13 protein-coding genes are annotated in these 16,301 nt (G+C 65.9%); 4 read left to right on the forward strand and 9 right to left on the reverse strand.

Annotated features, from left to right (window positions below):
* Window positions 1–6: 6 nt before the first annotated feature.
* The gene (uvrA, locus tag QT382_RS13285) at window positions 7–2,910 is read left to right on the forward strand and encodes an excinuclease ABC subunit UvrA (protein ID WP_289254507.1); all 2,904 of its coding nucleotides are present in this window, start codon (window positions 7–9) and stop codon (window positions 2,908–2,910) included.
* A 12-nt stretch (window positions 2,911–2,922) separates the two neighbouring features.
* Here uvrA and QT382_RS13290 read toward each other — a convergent pair whose 3' ends face one another.
* A complete protein-coding gene (locus QT382_RS13290; RefSeq protein ID WP_289254508.1) occupies window positions 2,923–3,633 on the reverse strand; it encodes an MHFG family PEP-CTERM protein in 711 nt (236 codons plus the stop codon).
* 263 nt (window positions 3,634–3,896) lie between these two features.
* Here QT382_RS13290 and QT382_RS13295 point away from each other — a divergent pair, with 263 nt between their 5' ends.
* Complete coding sequence (locus QT382_RS13295; protein ID WP_289254509.1) at window positions 3,897–4,529, forward strand: 2-hydroxychromene-2-carboxylate isomerase; 633 nt, start codon at window positions 3,897–3,899, stop codon at window positions 4,527–4,529.
* 61 nt (window positions 4,530–4,590) lie between these two features.
* On the opposite strand, the gene QT382_RS13300 is transcribed toward QT382_RS13295, so the two are convergent.
* The 5 genes from QT382_RS13300 to QT382_RS13320 form a co-directional block, all read right to left on the reverse strand.
* A complete protein-coding gene (locus QT382_RS13300; RefSeq protein ID WP_289254510.1) occupies window positions 4,591–5,004 on the reverse strand; it encodes an SWIB/MDM2 domain-containing protein in 414 nt (137 codons plus the stop codon).
* Between the two features lie 191 nt (window positions 5,005–5,195).
* The gene (locus tag QT382_RS13305) at window positions 5,196–6,317 is read right to left on the reverse strand and encodes an alpha-hydroxy acid oxidase (protein ID WP_289254511.1); all 1,122 of its coding nucleotides are present in this window, start codon (window positions 6,315–6,317) and stop codon (window positions 5,196–5,198) included.
* The gene (locus tag QT382_RS13310; protein ID WP_289254512.1) at window positions 6,317–7,000 is read right to left on the reverse strand and encodes a Fe2+-dependent dioxygenase; all 684 of its coding nucleotides are present in this window, start codon (window positions 6,998–7,000) and stop codon (window positions 6,317–6,319) included. Before QT382_RS13310 ends, QT382_RS13305 begins: the two co-directional genes overlap by 1 nt.
* An 87-nt stretch (window positions 7,001–7,087) precedes the next feature.
* Window positions 7,088–9,349, reverse strand: coding sequence for a TonB-dependent receptor (locus QT382_RS13315; protein ID WP_289254513.1), 2,262 nt, complete (start codon window positions 9,347–9,349; stop codon window positions 7,088–7,090).
* Between the two features lie 102 nt (window positions 9,350–9,451).
* On the reverse strand, window positions 9,452–10,159 hold the full coding sequence (locus QT382_RS13320; protein ID WP_289254514.1) for an energy transducer TonB: 708 nt from the start codon (window positions 10,157–10,159) through the stop codon (window positions 9,452–9,454).
* A 159-nt stretch (window positions 10,160–10,318) separates the two neighbouring features.
* On the opposite strand from QT382_RS13320, the gene QT382_RS13325 reads away from it, so the two are divergent.
* Window positions 10,319–10,675, forward strand: coding sequence for a phage holin family protein (locus QT382_RS13325; protein WP_289254515.1), 357 nt, complete (start codon window positions 10,319–10,321; stop codon window positions 10,673–10,675).
* Between the two features lie 24 nt (window positions 10,676–10,699).
* Here QT382_RS13325 and QT382_RS13330 read toward each other — a convergent pair whose 3' ends face one another.
* The gene (locus QT382_RS13330; RefSeq protein ID WP_289254516.1) at window positions 10,700–12,280 is read right to left on the reverse strand and encodes a M48 family metalloprotease; all 1,581 of its coding nucleotides are present in this window, start codon (window positions 12,278–12,280) and stop codon (window positions 10,700–10,702) included.
* A gap of 66 nt (window positions 12,281–12,346) precedes the next feature.
* Between QT382_RS13330 and moaC the strand changes: the two genes are divergently transcribed.
* Entirely contained in the window at window positions 12,347–12,829 is a 483-nt protein-coding gene (gene moaC, locus QT382_RS13335; RefSeq protein WP_289254517.1) for a cyclic pyranopterin monophosphate synthase MoaC, read from the forward strand.
* Between the two features lie 13 nt (window positions 12,830–12,842).
* Here moaC and QT382_RS13340 read toward each other — a convergent pair whose 3' ends face one another.
* The gene (locus QT382_RS13340; RefSeq protein ID WP_289254518.1) at window positions 12,843–14,603 is read right to left on the reverse strand and encodes a PglL family O-oligosaccharyltransferase; all 1,761 of its coding nucleotides are present in this window, start codon (window positions 14,601–14,603) and stop codon (window positions 12,843–12,845) included.
* A gap of 21 nt (window positions 14,604–14,624) precedes the next feature.
* Window positions 14,625–16,169 (reverse strand): phosphoethanolamine transferase family protein, encoded by a 1,545-nt coding sequence (locus tag QT382_RS13345; RefSeq protein ID WP_289254729.1) that lies wholly within the window; start codon window positions 16,167–16,169, stop codon window positions 14,625–14,627.
* Window positions 16,170–16,301: the final 132 nt, after the last annotated feature.

Below are 16,301 nucleotides of genomic sequence, written 5' to 3' on the forward strand. Positions count from 1 at the left end.
CCCGCCATGCTTGAGCCGTCCCCGACCCTGCCTGACAACGCCTGGATCAAGGTCCGGGGTGCGCGCACCCACAACCTCAAGAACATCGACGTCGACCTGCCACGCAACCAGCTGGTGGTGATCACCGGCCTGTCCGGCTCGGGCAAGTCCAGCTTGGCCTTCGATACCTTGTATGCCGAGGGCCAGCGTCGCTACGTGGAGAGCCTGTCGGCCTATGCCCGCCAGTTCCTGCAGCTGATGGACAAGCCCGAGGTCGACGTCATTGAAGGCCTGTCGCCAGCCATCTCCATCGAACAGAAGGCCACCAGCCACAACCCCCGCTCGACCGTGGGCACGGTGACTGAAATACACGACTACCTGCGACTGCTTTATGCCCGCGCCGGCACGCCCTTCTGCCCGGACCACCACCTGGCCCTCGAAGCGCAGAGCACCGGGCAGATGGTCGATGCGACGCTCGCCATGGCCGACGAAAGCAAGCTGCTGCTGCTCGCGCCCGTGGTGCGCGACCGCAAGGGCGAATTCGCCGAGCTGTTCCAGGACCTGCAGGCGCAGGGCTTTGTGCGATTCCGTGTCGATGGCGTGACGGTCGAGGTGCCCGATATCCCGGCGCTGAAGAAGACCGAGAAGCACGACATCGACGTGGTAGTGGATCGCATCAAGCTCCGTCATGACACGGCTGATCAGCTGCGCCAGCGGCTGGCCGAGAGCTTTGAATCGGCGCTGCGCCTGGCTGAGGGCCGGGCCCTGGTGCTCAATATGGACAGCGGCGAGGAAACGCTGTTCTCCAGCAAGTTCGCCTGCCCGATCTGCAGCTACTCGCTGCCGGAGCTGGAGCCGCGGCTGTTCTCGTTCAACTCGCCCGTGGGCGCCTGCCCCAGCTGCGAAGGCCTGGGCCAGGTCACGGTCTTCGATCCGGACCGGGTCGTCGCCTTTCCCTCGCTGAGCCTGGCGAGCGGCGCAGTCAAGGGCTGGGATCGGCGCAATGCTTACACCTTCTCCATGCTGGAAAGCGTGGCGGCCCACTACAGCTTCGACATCGAGTTGCCGTTCGAGAACCTGCCGGAATCGGCCCGCCAGGTGCTGCTTTACGGCTCGGGCGTCGAAGACATCCAGTTCAGCTACCAGGCCGAGACTGCCAGTGGCAAGAAGCGCAGCGTCAAGCGCTCGCATCCGTTCGAAGGCATCCTGCCCAACCTGACCCGACGCTTCCGCGAGACTGACTCAAGCGCGGTGCGTGAAGACCTGGCCCGCTACCAGGCCGCCAAGCCGTGCCCGCATTGCGAAGGCTCGCGCCTGCGCCGCGAGGCCCGCCATGTAGTGCTGCAGCCGGCCGATGCGCAAGCCGGTTTCAAGGGACGCCCCATCTACGAGGTCGAGCACGCCACGCTGCGCGAGGCGCTGGACTATTTCGAAGGGCTGAAGCTCAAGGGTGCCAAGGCCGAGATCGGCGCCAAGGTGGTGCGCGAGATCGCCTCGAGGCTGCGCTTCCTCAATGACGTGGGCCTCAACTACCTGAGCCTGGACCGCAGCGCCGACACGCTGTCGGGCGGCGAGGCCCAGCGCATCCGCCTCGCCTCACAGATAGGTTCAGGACTGACCGGCGTGATGTATGTGCTGGACGAACCCTCCATCGGCCTGCACCAGCGGGACAACGACCGCCTGATCGCCACGCTGAGGCGCCTGCGCGACCTGGGCAACTCGGTGCTGGTCGTGGAGCATGACGAGGACGCGATCCGCGCGGCCGACCATGTGCTGGACCTGGGCCCGGGAGCGGGTGTGCACGGCGGCCGCATCATGGCCCAGGGCACGCCGGCCGAGGTGGCGGCCAATCCCGGCTCGCTGACCGGCCGCTATCTCAGCGGAGCCGAGAAGATCGACGTGCCGCGCCAGCGCCATCAGGCAGCCGCGGACATGCCGCCGCTGCGCATCGTCAATGCCCGCGGGAACAACCTGAAAGGCGTGACGGTCGAGGTGCCGATAGGCGTGCTGACTTGCGTCACCGGCGTCTCCGGTTCCGGCAAGAGCACCTTGGTGAATGACACGCTGTATGCGGCCGTGGCCAAGAAGCTCTACCAGAGCCACCAGGACCCGGCGCCGCACGACGAGATCGAGGGCATGGAAGCCTTCGACAAGGTGATCAACGTCGACCAGTCGCCCATCGGCCGAACGCCGCGTTCCAATCCGGCCACCTACACCGGCCTGTTCACGCCGATCCGCGAGTTGTTTGCGGAGATGCCGACGGCACGCGAGCGTGGCTACGGCCCCGGACGCTTCTCGTTCAATGTGGCCGGTGGCCGCTGCGAGGCCTGCCAGGGCGACGGCGTGATCAAGGTCGAGATGCACTTCCTGCCGGATGTCTACGTGCCTTGCGACACCTGCCACGGCGCCCGCTACAACCGCGAGACGCTGGAGGTGCTCTACAAAGGCAAGAACATCACCCAGGTGCTGGGCATGACGGTCGAGGACGCCCACGAGTTCTTCAATGCCCAGCCGACGCTGGCGCGCAAGCTGCAGACCCTGCTGGATGTGGGCCTGGGCTATGTGAAGCTGGGGCAGAGCGCGACCACGCTCTCGGGCGGCGAGGCCCAGCGGGTCAAACTGGCGCTGGAACTCTCCAAGCGCGACACCGGTCGCACCCTCTACATCCTGGACGAGCCGACCACCGGCCTGCACTTCGCCGACATCGCCCTCTTGCTCAAGGTGTTGCACCAGCTCCGTGATGCAGGCAACACCATCGTGGTGATCGAGCACAACCTGGACGTGATCAAGACCGCCGACTGGCTGATCGACATGGGTCCGGAGGGTGGATCGGGCGGCGGCCAACTCTTGCTGGCCGGCACGCCCGAGGAATTGGCCGCTCACGAGGGCAGCCACACGGGCCGCTATCTGCAGCCTCTGCTGAAGCGCTGAGCGACGGTCGGTTCAGCGCCGACGGCGACGTCCGAGCCAGATCACGCCGGCCAGGCCAATGCCCACGAGGGCCAGACTGCCGGGCTCGGGCACTGCGTTGACCTGGCCCCCGGCCTGTGACGAAGATCCGCGGCCGCCCACGTGATAGTCCCCTGGACCGCCAGCGCCACCAAGCTGCGTTCGGCGTGCCGGGCCTTCACCTTCGGCCGCAGTCGTGCCCATGGGCTTGCGCTGGGTGCTGCCTGCACCGGTGGGGTCGGTGGGCAGCTCGAATTCTTCTTCCGCTTCTTCGCGGGCCGGCGCCACGGCCAGTCGTGTGATGCGGCTGACGTTGCGGCAGACCGTGGGGACCAGCACGCAGTAGCCTTCTTCGCAATAGACCAGTCCCCGCTCCAGGGTCTGTGCGGTCCACTTGTTGCGCGACACGGTCTTGCAGACGCCGCCCTTGCCGAAATGCATGTCACGGATCTCGGGAAGATAGCGACCCTTGCCCTCGATGGAGTCGCGACGGATATCGACCATCTCGTCGAAGGCGCGAACTTCCATGCGCTGCTTGAGCTTGTCGCGAATGTCGGCCGGGATGTCCTTGTAGCGGTCCACTGCCGCCACGACGTCGCCCATGAAGGGATTGACGCCAGGTCGGTCCCACGAGCATTGCGGCAGCGCGGCGGGTGTCGCCGTGCTCGCCGACACAGCCAGCAGTAGTTTTCCGATCAAGAACATGGTGTTGCGGCGGCAGCGCGCTCGGCGGCCGTCTGATCCTCTGTAGTAGTTGTGCGCCCAACCCTCTGGCGCGTGATCATCTCGGGAGTCAGTGTAAGGAATCGGGGGTGGCCCAGGTGTAGCACCCCCCCGCGCCCGCGGGGGCGTCCAAGCGTGTAATTGTCACGTTTTGAGCCGTCAAATCGGCTTCTGGCCCGGTGCAAGCAGCACATGCGCCACAGGACTAGACTGGCCGCCCAGCCCATTCAGCCCAGGACCCGACCATGACCACAGCCCTCACGGTGGACTACTACTTTGCGCCGAATTCTCCGTGGACCTATCTGGGCCACCAGCGCTTTGCTCAGATCGTGCAACGCCACGGCGCAGCGGTCCGGGTGTTGCCCTGTGACCTGGGCGGCAAGGTGTTCCCCGTCTCTGGAGGGCTGCCTTTGGCCAAGCGAGCACCGCAGCGCCAGGCCTATCGGCTGGTTGAATTGCAACGATTCAGCGAATGGCTGGATGTCGAGCTCAACCTCAAACCGCGATTCTTCCCAGTGCAACCTGACGACGCTGCGCGGCTGATCGTGGCCGTCGACATGCTCGACGGGCCTGAGGCAGCCATGCAGCTCACCGGCGCAGTGCTGCGCGCGGTCTGGGTCGAAGAACTCAACATTGCCGACGAACGCGTTCTGGCCGAACTGCTGACCCGGCAAGGCCGGGCCCCGCGGCGCCTCGAAGACAGCCATTCCCAGGCTGCGGCCGAACGCTTCGAGCAGAACACGCAGCAAGCAATTGACGCCGGCGTGTTCGGTGCGCCCAGCTACGTGGTCAACGGCGAGATCTTCTGGGGCCAGGACCGGCTCGATTTCCTCGACCGCCACCTGCAGCGGCTCGTCGCCGCCCAGCAAGGCCAATAAAAAACCCGGCCAAGGCCGGGTTGTTCCTGCATCGGCGCGGCTTTGCGGCCGCGCCGGCACATCACTTCAGGTGGCTGTTGATCAGCTTGGTCATCTCGAACATGTCAGCCTTGGCCTTGCCGAAGATTTCCTTCAGCTTGGCGTCGGCATTGATGACCCGCTTCTGCACCGCGTCCTGCAGCTTGTTCTTCTTGATGTACTCCCAGACCTTCTTGGTCACGTCGGTGCGGGGCAGCGGCGCTGCGCCGACGATGGCGGCCAGCGCGGAGCTGGGCGTCATGGCCTTCATGAAAGCGGCGTTGGGAGTGCGCTTCTTGGCGGGCGCAGCCTTCTTGGCAGGAGCTGCCTTCTTGGCCGGAGCGGCCTTCTTGGCGGGAGCAGCTTTCTTCGCCGGAGCGGCCGCCTTCTTAGCCGGGGCGGCCTTCTTGGCCGGAGCCGCCTTCTTGGCGGGCGCGGCCTTCTTCGCAGTTGCCATTTCGATTCTCTCCATCAAAGGTTGTTGATGTGCCGGGCCCGGGGGAAGGTCAGAGCCTTCGGTTCTCTCTAGCACCCTGCGCAGCGAATGGTACTGCGCGCCCCTGGCATTGAGAAGGCTCTCATAGAGGAACTTTGCGTCAAGACGCTGTGAATATGGCCTTGTTTACCCTTGGTTGTCGCGGCTGTGCATCATTCGCGCGCGTCGATCAGCAGCTGCGGTCCGATGTCCGCACGCGATCTGCAGCCACACAGGGCCATCGCGATCTCGTATTCATCGCGCAAAAGTCGGATCGCATGAGCCACGCCATGCGCGCCCGCAGCTGCCAGTGCGAACAGGTAGGCTCGCCCCAGCAGCACCGCATCAGCCCCCAGCGCTAGTGCCTTCAGCACGTCGGTGCCGCGACGGATTCCGCCATCGACCAGCAGCGGTACATCAGGCCCGAGGGCCTCGCGCATGCGCCTTAGCAGCCATGCGGTCGGCGGCAAGGTGTCGAGCGTGCGACCACCATGGTTGGACACGATCAGGCCGGCAACTCCCATGGCCATTGCCTCGCGTGCGTCGTCGACATGATGAACGCCCTTGAGCAACAGCGGCAGCGAGCTGTGCTCGCGCAGCCAATGCAGTTCGGCCCAGGTCGCAGCACGTGGCATCAGGCCATCGAACATCATGCTCTGACCCGGCAACAGATCGATGGGCTTCTTGATACCTCCCAGATTGACCGCGCGCACCTCCGGTGGCAGCGCGAAGCCGGCACGGCGTTCACGGTCGCGCGCACCATGGACTGGCGCATCAACCGTCAACACCAGGGCTTCGAAGCCGGCGCGCTCGACTCGCCGCAGCAGCTCCCGCATGAACTCGCGGTCGTCGCGCCAATAGAGCTGGAACCACAGCGGGCCGCGCTGGGCCTCGCCCGCAAATGCAGCGACGATGGGCTCCATCGGCATGCTGGCCTGCGCGCTGAGCACCATGCCGGCCCCTTGCGCCGCCGCCGCGTGCGCAACGCCTAGCTCGCCGTCGCCATGGGCCATCAACTGATACGCGATTGGCGCCAGCAGGATGGGATGAGGCAGCTCGCGGCCGAACAACCGAACACCTGTGTGGCCGCCGCTGAGATCGCGCAACACACGCGGTTGCAGATTGATCGCATCCCAGGCAGCGCGGTTGGCGCGCAGGCTGAGTTCATCGGCAGCACCGCCGCTGAAGTAGGCCCAGGCCTGTTCGCTCAGCCGCGCCTTGGCATGTGGCTCGAAGTCGGCCAGGTTGGCCACGCCGGCAGGAATGGGCTCCAGACCCGATGCACCCTGGCTCATCAGGTGTCCGCCCACATGCGCAACAGGTTGTGATACGTGCCGGCCAGCCGCGTCGTCGACTCGCCGTCGCCATGCTCGCCTCGCAGCTGCATCAAGGCCTGGTCCAGCTCAAGCAGCAAGCGACGCTGCTCGTCGCTGCGCACCATGCTTTCTATCCAGAAGAAGCTGGCCAGGCGCGCGCCGCGCGTGACCGGTTCGACCCGATGGACGCTGGTACCCGGGTAGAGCACGGCATCGCCGGCCGCCAGTTTGACGCGCTGTTCGCCGAAGGTGTCCTCGATCACCAGCTCACCACCCTCGTACTCGTCGGGCTCGGCCAGGAACAATGTGCAGGAGATGTCGGTGCGCACGCGTTGCAAGCCGCCAGGCAGGTATCGGATTGCCTGGTCGATGTGGTTGCCGTAGGTGTTGGTGGCCCCGGCATAGCGATTGAACATGGGCGGCAGCACCCGCTTGGGCAGGGCAGCGGAGAAGAACAGCGTGCTGCGCTCCAGCGCCCCCAGCACCAGTTGCTGCAGCGCCTGGCTCTCGCTGCCGTCGCGCGCCAACTGTTCGTTGCGCTTGACCTGGGCTGCCTGGCTGCCGGCCGTCAGCGCACCCTCGGTCCAGGTCGCCCGCGCAAGCAGGCCGCGTGCATGTGCCAGTTCATCAGGGGTCAGGACTTGCGGGAGACGAAGCAACATGACGGGACCTTAGCAAATAAAAACGGCGCCGGCCGGGGTTTCCGACACGGCGCCCAATGCCCCTTGAAGGACAGACAGATCAGAACATCAGAACTTGTAGCTGCCTGTGACCTGCAGCAAACGACCTGCACCCGGGATGTAGTGGCCGGTATAGAGCGAATCGGCGTAGAGCTTGTTCGTCACGTTGCTCAGGTTGGCCTTGAAGCTCAGCTTGTCCTGGACCAAGGTGTACTCGGCCATCAGATCGCCGGTCAGGAATTTGGGCGCGTAGAACCCGGGGTTTCGGTTGGGCTGCTGGCCGCTGCGGGCGTTCAGGCCTGCACCCAGGCGCAGCTGAGGCGTCAGCTGGTAGGTGGTCCAGAAGGTGCCCGAGTATTGCGGCGTCAGCGAGGGTCGCGTGCCCTGGCCTTCGGCGCCTGGCGTGGCGATGTCGATCTTGGCCACCGGCATCCACATGAACGAGGCGAACACTTCCAGGCCCGGCATCGGACGACCGCTGAAGTCGACTTCGAAGCCGGCCGCATGGCGCTTGCCCGACAGCGTGACCAGGTCGACAAGCGGATCGGTGTTGCGCTCGTGCAGCTTGGTCGTGCGGAACAGGGCCAGGCGGGTGGTGAAGTTGCCGTCGGCCGAATCCAGCTTGGCGCCCAGCTCGAGGTTGACCGACTGTTCCGGCGGCGTGTTCTGGTTCGAGGCGCCCAGCGAGTAGGCATCGCCCGAGGTGTTGAACGAGGTGGCACCACCGAAGTGGAAGGACATCAGCGCGTTCGGCTGGAACAGCACGGCAGCGCGCTTGCTCCACTCCGAGACCTTCATCCGATAGCTGCTGGTCGTGACCGGCGTCGGCGCATTGTTCGGAATGGCGAAGGTGTCGTAGTCACCCTTGAGCCAGTCGTAGCGCAGACCACCTAGGACCTTCCATTGCGGAGCCAGCTGGACCAGGTCCTGCACATAGGCGCCGGCGGCGTTCGAGGTGTACTCGCTGGTCATGCGCAGCTTGCGCAGGCTTTCGTCGATCCAGGCGCCGTCGTTCGGCTTGCCCACCGTGGTGTTGGGCTTGGTCGGCACCACACCGCCCTGGGCGGCCGTCAGCGTGCCGTAGACCTGCTTTTCTTCCTTGGCGTAGTCGAAGCCGGCCTGGACCGAGTGGCCCACGCCCAGCGCATCGAACTTGCTGCTCAGGTCGCTCTGCACGGTCACGGTCTGCAGATCCTGGATCTTGGGCTGCAGGCCGCGGGTGATGACGGTGTTCGGACCGAAGGTGGCCAGCGAGACGCCCAGGCGATCCGGCTGCACGGTGGCAGCACCGAAGCGAACCGTGCCGGCACGCTGGTCTCGCGTGTAGTCGGCCTTGCGGATGCGGGTCGTGAGCTCGGTCTTGGGCGAGAAGCGGTGCGTGTGGCTCAGCGAGGCCCAGCCGGCGCTGCCGTCATTGCGGTCGCTGGCCATGCCGTAGTAGGTGCTCGGGTCGACCGGGATCAGCGTGGTCTCGTTGGTCGGGGCCGTCAGCGTCGGCTTGATCCACGGCATGCCGTAGTTCATGCCGTTGTTGTTGTCGAGGTAGTACAGCGAAACGGCGAACTCGTCGGCCTCGCCGATGCCCAGGCGGTAGGCGGCGGCAATGCCGCGCTTGTCCAGCGAGCTGCCGGCGCCGTTGTTGTCGGCCTTAGTAACCATGGCGCCGACGCGCAGTGCCTGGTCGTCACCGGTCTTCATGTTGAAGTCGCCGACGATGCGGCCATAGTTGTGGCTGCCGACGGTCACGTCGATCTGGTTCTCGTTCAGCAGACGCGGCGCCTTGCTGACCTGATTGACGGCGCCGCCGGTGGAACCACGGCCGAACAGCATCGAGGCCGAGCCGCGGATCACTTCCAGGCGGTCGTAGAAGAAGGTGTCCCGCTCGTAGAAGGCCGGGTCACGCATGCCATCGATGAACACGTCGCCGGTGGACTGCAGCGGGAAGCCACGCAGGCGGATGTCTTCTTCGCCGCCTTCCGCCGCCATGAAGGTGATGCCGGCCGTGTTCTTCAGCACGTCCTTCATGGTGTCGAGGTTGCGGTCGTCGATGAGCTTCTCGGTCACAACGGTCACCGATTGCGGGATGTCGCGCAGTTCCTGCTTGCCCTTGCCGATCTTGGACTCGGTCGCCTGGTAGTCCTCCTTGCCGGTCTTCTCGGCCGTGGCCTTGGCGCGCACCACGGGCAGCGTGGTCTCTGCGCTCGCGGGCGTGGCGGGCGGCGTCGCCGGAGGCGTGGTCGACTGGGCCAGGGCTGCGCCGGCGATGCCGAAACCAGCGGCCAATGCGCCCAGCGGCAGCAGGGCGTGCGGGGGGATCTTCTTTTGCTTCACGGATGAGTTCTCCTCGATTGAATTTGGGCAAAGCGCTGCCCAGCAGGAACGGAAGAACCGGTCCCGCAAGGCGGCAATTGGGGAGCTGAGCCGAGCACCAGCTCAGCGTTCGAGTTCGTACGACAAGGGGGCCACAACCTCCCATTCGATTGCCTGACCGTTCTCGGTCTGCGGCACGAAACGGGCGCTGCGCATGTCAGCCAGCGCCTGTTGATCGATGCGGGCGAATCCGCTGGATTTCTTGATCGTGATTTCGCGAGGCTGGCCGCGCGTATCGACGATGACTCGCAAGTAGACGATGCCCTGCTCGCCGAGCCGGCGCGACAGCGTCGGCACGATCAGCCGCGGCTCCACCAGATAGCGCACGGCACTGGACGGCAAGGTCTTGATGGACGGCTGCACGGGCGGCTGCTGGACCGGCGTCGGAGTCACGACCGGGTTGACGACCTGAGCCTGCGGCGGTGCCGGCGGGGGCGGCGCCACGGTCACGGTCGGCGTCGGAATCGGCGCCTGGATCTGGACCTCGGGCACCGGCACATGCAGCACCTGGATCTGCGGCATCGGAGGTTGCGGCAGCGACACCTTGACCACCGGCTTGGGCGGCTCGGGGCTGGCGATCAGGCTCACGACGATGGGCTTGGCCTTTTGCACCACCTTCTGCACCAGCTCCTGCTGCATCAGCGCCCAGAAGAACAGCACATGCAAGACCAGAACGACCAGCGCCAGCCGGCGGCGGGGCGATTCGGCAAGGGCTTCCGGCATCGTCGGCAAATTGCCGAAGGCGACGGGCATGGCAAGGGTGTGGCTCATGGTGTTGAAGAGATGCGGCTTTGGCGCAAGCCTTTCAGCCGCGCGTTGACCGCAGCTTAACACAAATGAGAACGATTCCTATTGTGATTACTGACGGGGATCAAAGTTGCTGGCTGGCACTGATGCGAAGCCAAGACCGGCCCCTGTATGCTGGCCGCCATGAAAACCCTGATCCGCTGGTTTCTGCTGGCCTCTGCCCTGCTGCTGGTGGCCCATCTCTATCCGGGCGTCGAGGTGAAGAGCTATGTCTCCGCCTTGATCGCGGCCCTGGTGCTGGGCTTGCTGAACACGCTGCTGCGACCGGTGCTCGTCCTGCTGACCCTGCCGGTGACTGTGCTCAGCCTGGGGCTGTTCCTGTTCGTGATCAATGCGCTGATGTTCTGGGCCGCGGCCAACATGCTGGAGGGTTTTGCGGTCAGCGGCTTCAGCGCCGCCCTGATCGGCTCGCTGATCTACAGCCTGTGCGGCATGGTGATCGACGTCGCGATGGAAAGGCTGTTCCCGCCGGCCGAATAGGGAGGGATTAGGCCGGTCGGTCGCTCAGGGCAGTTCGGCCCCTGGCGGTGCGCCGCGGGGATACATCTCCGCCAACAGCTGGCGACGCTCGTAGAGCAAGGTGCGCAGGCGCGCATCGATCACCGAGGCCTCGATCTGGTCTGCGTCGCGGCCGCGCGACTGGCGCAGGCCCGATCGCAAGCGATCAATGGCGCCATTCAGATCACCCACCACCGCACGAGCCTCGCCCTGGGCCCGGACCGCGCGCAGCGGATGACCCAGCCTTTCCCAGAGCTGGGCCAGCTGGTTCCAGGCCGTGGCATCCCGATTGTTGACGGCCAGGAAGGTCTGCAGGCTATCGGCCGCATCGCGGGCCGAGGCCAGGTCCGGATCCACCATGCCCAGCCGCGCTTTCTCCAAGAGGATCACCCGGCCGCGTTCGGCGCCCAGCTGTCTGAAGGCCGCCATGGCCGCCTCGGGTCGGCCGCGAGCCACGGCCAGCTCGGCCGACAGGTAGGTGAGCAAGCGCAGCGCCCGCGCATCCGAACCCAGGCGTCCCAGCTCGAAGAAGGCAGCACCCAGCGCTGCCTCGGCCCGGTCGAAGTTGCGCAGCTTGATTGCAGCCAGCGTGCTCGCATAGCGCGCTCCCAGCTGCTCGTAGCTCTTGCCGTCGATGTTGCGCGCGCCAGCATCCAGGTTCTGCAGCTGGGTCCAGGTTTCGGCCCGCGGATCCATCATGACGCGGGCACGCGCCGCCATCATCACGTGCTCCGCCTGGCTGCGTGGCCGCTCCCAGCTTCCGGCACCCAGGCGGGCACGCGCTTCGCCGATGCGCTCGCTGGTGAGCGGGTGGGTGCGCAGGTAGGGATAGGCGCCGGAATCGTTCAGGTGATTGGCCTGCTCCAGCCGCTCGAACATCGCGTACATGCCAGTGGCCGAATAGCCGGCCTCGGTCAGCACGTTGAAGCCGATACGGTCGGCCTCGCGCTCCATGTCGCGGGAGAAATTCAGCGAAGCCTGCTGCGCAGCAGCCTGGCCACCGATCATGGCGGCGTTGGCCACGTCGGGACTGCCCCCCTTCACCGCCACCAGCAAGCCGGCCAGCATCGCAGCCGTGGCCAGCAGGCTATTGCGTGAATCATTGGTGACCGAGCGCGCAATGTGCCGCTGCGTCACATGCGAAAGCTCGTGGGCCAGCACCGAGGCCAGCTCGTCGCGGCTGGCCGTCATCGCTATCAGGCCCAGGTGCACGCCGACAAAACCGCCCGGCAGGGCAAAGGCGTTGACGCTACGATCCCGAACCAGGAATGGCTCCCAGGCGAAGCGGTCCTTGATGTCCTCGCCCAGATTGCCCATGCGGGTCGAAGCCGACACCAGCGGTTGCCAGATGTCGTTGATGTACTCATACAGCAGCGGATCGTCCAGGTAGTCGGGATCCAGCTTGATCGAGCGCATGATCTGGTCGCCGTAGCGGCGCTCGTTGCCGATGGTGAACTCATCGGAGACCGAATCGCCCAGTGAAGGCAGGTTGACCTGAGCCTTCAGCGACGTCTGGGGACCGAGCAGCAGCAGGGCGCTCAGGCAGGCCACGGCCAGGCGGCTGGGGCGGTTCAGGGAGCGGGACATGGCATCGGCACCGGGGAACAAGGCCCCTATCATGGCAGAGACTCATATCCCCATTGTTTCCAGCTCATGAATTCGCCGCTGACCCACTTCGACGCCCAAGGCCAGGCCCATATGGTCGATGTCGCCGCCAAGGCCGAGACCCACCGTGTGGCCGTGGCGGCCGGCCGCATCCGCATGTTGCCGGCCACGCTGGAGCTGATACGCAGCGGCACGTCCAAGAAAGGCGATGTGCTGGGCGTGGCGAGGATCGCCGCCATCCAGGCCGCCAAGCGGACCTCCGAGCTGATCCCGCTCTGCCATCCGCTGCCCATCACCCGCGTCGCCGTCGACTTCGAGATCGACGAGGCGGCCGTGGCCGTGCAGTGCCGAGCCCAGGTCGAGACCCTGGGCCGCACTGGCGTCGAGATGGAGGCGCTGACCGCTGTGCAGATCGGCCTGCTCACCATCTACGACATGTGCAAGGCCGCCGACCGCGGCATGGTGATGGAGCAGATCCGCGTGCTGGAGAAGCAGGGCGGCAAGAGCGGCGAGTGGAAGGCCGAGGTCTGAGAAGACCCGGCCTTCAGCGCATTTCCTTGAAGCTGTAGTTGCGGCTGGGCGGGTCGCACTGGAAGGGCCGTTCGGCTTCGGACGGCACCTGCTCGCACTCGGCCAGCCATTCGTCGCCCTGGCTGTTGCGAAACTCCTTGAGCCTCTGCACCAGGTAGCGCGCCCGATCATCGTCGCCGCTGGCATGAAGCGCCTGTGCCCAGGCCATCATCAGGCGCACATCGATCAGGTTATGCCCGGTCCGCCGCGCTGCCTCCAGCGCCTCAGGGCTGACCCCCAGGCTGGTGGCCGCCGCGTACTCGGCCTGAGGCGCGAAGAACAGGCTGGCCTGGCCGTCCTCGATGCGCTGCTGCAATGGCTTGGCGACTTCCGGCGGCGCATAGATGACGACGATCTTGCGGTAGTCCCAAAGCGCCAGAGCGCTGCCAAGCAGGAGCAGCACGCCCCCCAGCAGGAGCATGTGGCCCGAGGCAGAAGATGCAGCCTCCACCGGCTTGTCGTCGCCGGCCAGGCACAAGCCCAGCGCGTAGGCCGTCGGCAGCAGGAAGTAGGCGTACCAGAGCGGATATTCCAGCAAGCTGTGCAGGCCGATCATCAGCACGACCATGAAGGCGCAACGCTGCATCGCGCCATGCTCGCCCACAAGACCCGCCCCCTTGGCCAAGGCCTTCCACATCGACCAGAGCAGCAGACCCAGCACCGCCAACGTCAGCGGCACTCCGAGCTCGACCAGCAGCTGCATCACGATGTTGTGGGTGTGGTCGAAGAAGGCGATGGGGCGCTGCGGGAACGGCGTCATCGTCCAGGCGAGGTTGAATTCGCCCCAGCCCACGCCGGTCAGCGGATAGGCCTTCACCAGGTCCCAGGCATCGCGCAGGATGGCCAGGCGCGAAGGCGAGCCCGCTCCTTCTGCGAGCCTGGACTCGGCGCCAAAGGCATGGCCGCCTCCATGCGCCCAGGCCGCCATCAACCACCAGCTGATGGCCAGCATCACCGGCGTGGCCAGCAGGCTGATGCGGCTGGTTTTGCTCAGCTTGCCGTCGGCCCAGTCGAGCAGGCCCCAGAGCGCCAGCAGGCCGACACCGATCATGCCGGTACGCGAAGCGCTGAGCACCACGCAGAACACGAAGGCGAACAAAGCAAGCGGCAGCAGCGTCCACAGCGCAGGCCGCCGGACTGCATGCCGCTCGGCGAGATAGACCGCAGCGATGGCGGCCCACAGCAATAGGCTGGCCAGATGGTTGGGCTGGCGCATGTTGCCGACCGCGCGGCCCGGAATGCCTGAACGGGCGATCCAGGCACCGTCCGCCCAGTCGGGCTGGAAGACCTGGATCAGGCAAATTCCAGCACTGACCACACCAGCAACGACCAGCCCCGCGGCCAGGGCGTCAAAACCGCGCCTGCGTGATTCGCCCATGCTGCCGGCTCCCGCAAGCAGCACCAGCAAGGCCGCGCCCACCATGGCAAAGCCGCTCAGAGACAGGGAAATGGGCAGTCCGGTCCAAAACGGCGAAGCGGCAATCGCTGCCAACATCAGCAGCAAGGCCCAGCCCGCAGCCGGCATTTGTCGCGCCAAGCCCTGGCCGCTCACCGCCAGCCACCCCAGCGCCAGGCCCCAACCAGCCAGCGAGGCCAGCTGGTTGAACAGGGTGGCCGAGGGGGTCAGGTTGTAGGCCAGCAGCGGCGGCATTGCGACGGCCACCAGCAAGGGCAGCCAATGGAATCGGAGCTTGTCGTCGTGCATGGGCTCGTTCGGCGGTCGGAAACGAAGCACGGACTGTACGGCTAGCCGCCGTCAGCGGCCGGCCGCCGGCGTTCGGCTGTCGCATCCGCGCCCTGCCAGATTCCGATCGAAATTTCCGAAATGCGTGACGAGGCGCGACCTTCCGGGCGCCGGGCCCGCCGCGATGTCGCGATGGGCATGAGGGGAGGAGATATCGAAGCCGGCCAGCCCGGTCAGCGTCGGGAAGACCGACAGAGCGCTGAATGGCTCCCGCCTGTGCTGCTGCAGCCGTTGGAACTCGTCCTGCCGGACGCGCTGCCAGGGCTCGGACAGCCAGACCACCAGCGGCACCCGGTAGTTGACCTCCGCCGCAAAACCATGGCCCGCTTGTTTGCAGTCGCCATCGAAAAGCGTTTCCCCATGGTCCGCCGCATAAAGCATGGACGCGGTGGCGCCGCTGGCACTCAGCTGGTCGATCACCGCCGCCAGCACGTGGTCGGTGTAGAGCACGCTGTTGTCATAGGCATTGCGAAGCTCCGTGGCCTGCGAGCTGCGCCAGATGTCGGGCTTGTCCTCCCGGCCCAAGGCGGGCTTGAAGCGCTCGAAAGCCGGTGGATAGCGGTGCGCATAGTTCAGATGGCTGCCCAACGTGTGCAGCACGATGAACTGGCGCTCTTCCGATTTCGCCAGGACCTTGGCCAGCAGAGGCAGCAAGTCGCCGTCCAGCGCACCGGCGCCCCGGTAGTCGATGCCATTGACGAAATGCGCTTCGTCGGCCTCGCGAGCCAGCACCGAGATTGGTGTCTCATGGGCACCCGCCGCACCCTGCGTACTGAGCCAGTAGGTCTTGAACCCGGCCTGGCGGAAAGCCGTGACCACCGAAGCCTCGGCGGGCGGCGCCAGCATGTTCTCGGGCGGCCGTCGGGTCAGCATCAGCGGGACAGCTTCGCGGGTGGCCGAGGCGCCGCTAACGACATCGCTGAAGGCCAGCAGCCCCACACGCTTCTGCAGTTCCGGCGTAGTGTCGCGCTCGGCTCCGAACAGGCCCCAGCGATCGGGCCGCCCGGTTTCGCCAATGACCAGAACCACCACCTGGCGCCCGGCCACCGGAAGGCCAGGCCGCCAACGCACACCGAAGTCATGGCTTGCCGCCATCCGGCCATGATCAAGCAGCGCTTGCTGGTGCTCATGAAACCGGAACCAACGAACCGGCAAGCCCCAGGGGAAACTTCGTTCCACGAGCGAAGTCAGGCCGGGCTGAGGCTTTGAAAGTGAATGCTGGACATAGGCATTGGGCTCCAGTTCGAAGCGGGCCTCGACCTCTAGACTGGCCCATTCGATCAGGCCACAGACTGCGATGACCAAGGTCGAGCTCGCCAGCACGAGCACACGGCTGCGCGATTTCCAAGTCCAGCCGGCTCGCCAGGCCCAGCGGCACAGCAGAGCCACGCAGACCGCCCAAGCCACCGCGAACACCACCAGGGGCAGAGCCCACGGGCCCAGCCAGGCCGTGGCTTCTGCCCAGTCCGTGTCAGCAATGACGCCATAGACATGAGGCCCGCTTGGCAGGCGGAATTGCCAGACGTAGAACAGCTCGAAAGGAGCCAGCCAGGCCACCGGGCCCAACAGCCACAGTGCATGGCCCGGCCTTGATCCCAGGCCCAATGCGACGGCCAGAAGCAGCAAGTTGATCAGGCTGCCGACATTGCGGACGTCGAAACTCTCGGCATGCGAGCCGGCGGCAATGGC

The sequence above is a fragment of the Pelomonas sp. SE-A7 genome (assembly GCF_030345705.1).
GTDB lineage: Bacteria > Pseudomonadota > Gammaproteobacteria > Burkholderiales > Burkholderiaceae_C > JAUASW01.

Bases quoted from the DNA above. Each gene is read 5' to 3' on its own strand.
- QT382_RS13290 (WP_289254508.1), bottom strand. From the start codon at position 3,633: ATGTTCTTGATCGGAAAACTACTGCTGGCTGTGTCGGCGAGCACGGCG.
- moaC (WP_289254517.1), top strand. From the start codon at position 12,347: ATGAATTCGCCGCTGACCCACTTCGACGCCCAAGGCCAGGCCCATATG.
- QT382_RS13310 (WP_289254512.1), bottom strand. From the start codon at position 7,000: ATGTTGCTTCGTCTCCCGCAAGTCCTGACCCCTGATGAACTGGCACAT.
- QT382_RS13300 (WP_289254510.1), bottom strand. From the start codon at position 5,004: ATGGCAACTGCGAAGAAGGCCGCGCCCGCCAAGAAGGCGGCTCCGGCC.
- uvrA (WP_289254507.1), top strand. From the start codon at position 7: ATGCTTGAGCCGTCCCCGACCCTGCCTGACAACGCCTGGATCAAGGTC.
- QT382_RS13330 (WP_289254516.1), bottom strand. From the start codon at position 12,280: ATGTCCCGCTCCCTGAACCGCCCCAGCCGCCTGGCCGTGGCCTGCCTG.
- QT382_RS13325 (WP_289254515.1), top strand. From the start codon at position 10,319: ATGAAAACCCTGATCCGCTGGTTTCTGCTGGCCTCTGCCCTGCTGCTG.
- QT382_RS13295 (WP_289254509.1), top strand. From the start codon at position 3,897: ATGACCACAGCCCTCACGGTGGACTACTACTTTGCGCCGAATTCTCCG.
- QT382_RS13305 (WP_289254511.1), bottom strand. From the start codon at position 6,317: ATGAGCCAGGGTGCATCGGGTCTGGAGCCCATTCCTGCCGGCGTGGCC.
- QT382_RS13320 (WP_289254514.1), bottom strand. From the start codon at position 10,159: ATGAGCCACACCCTTGCCATGCCCGTCGCCTTCGGCAATTTGCCGACG.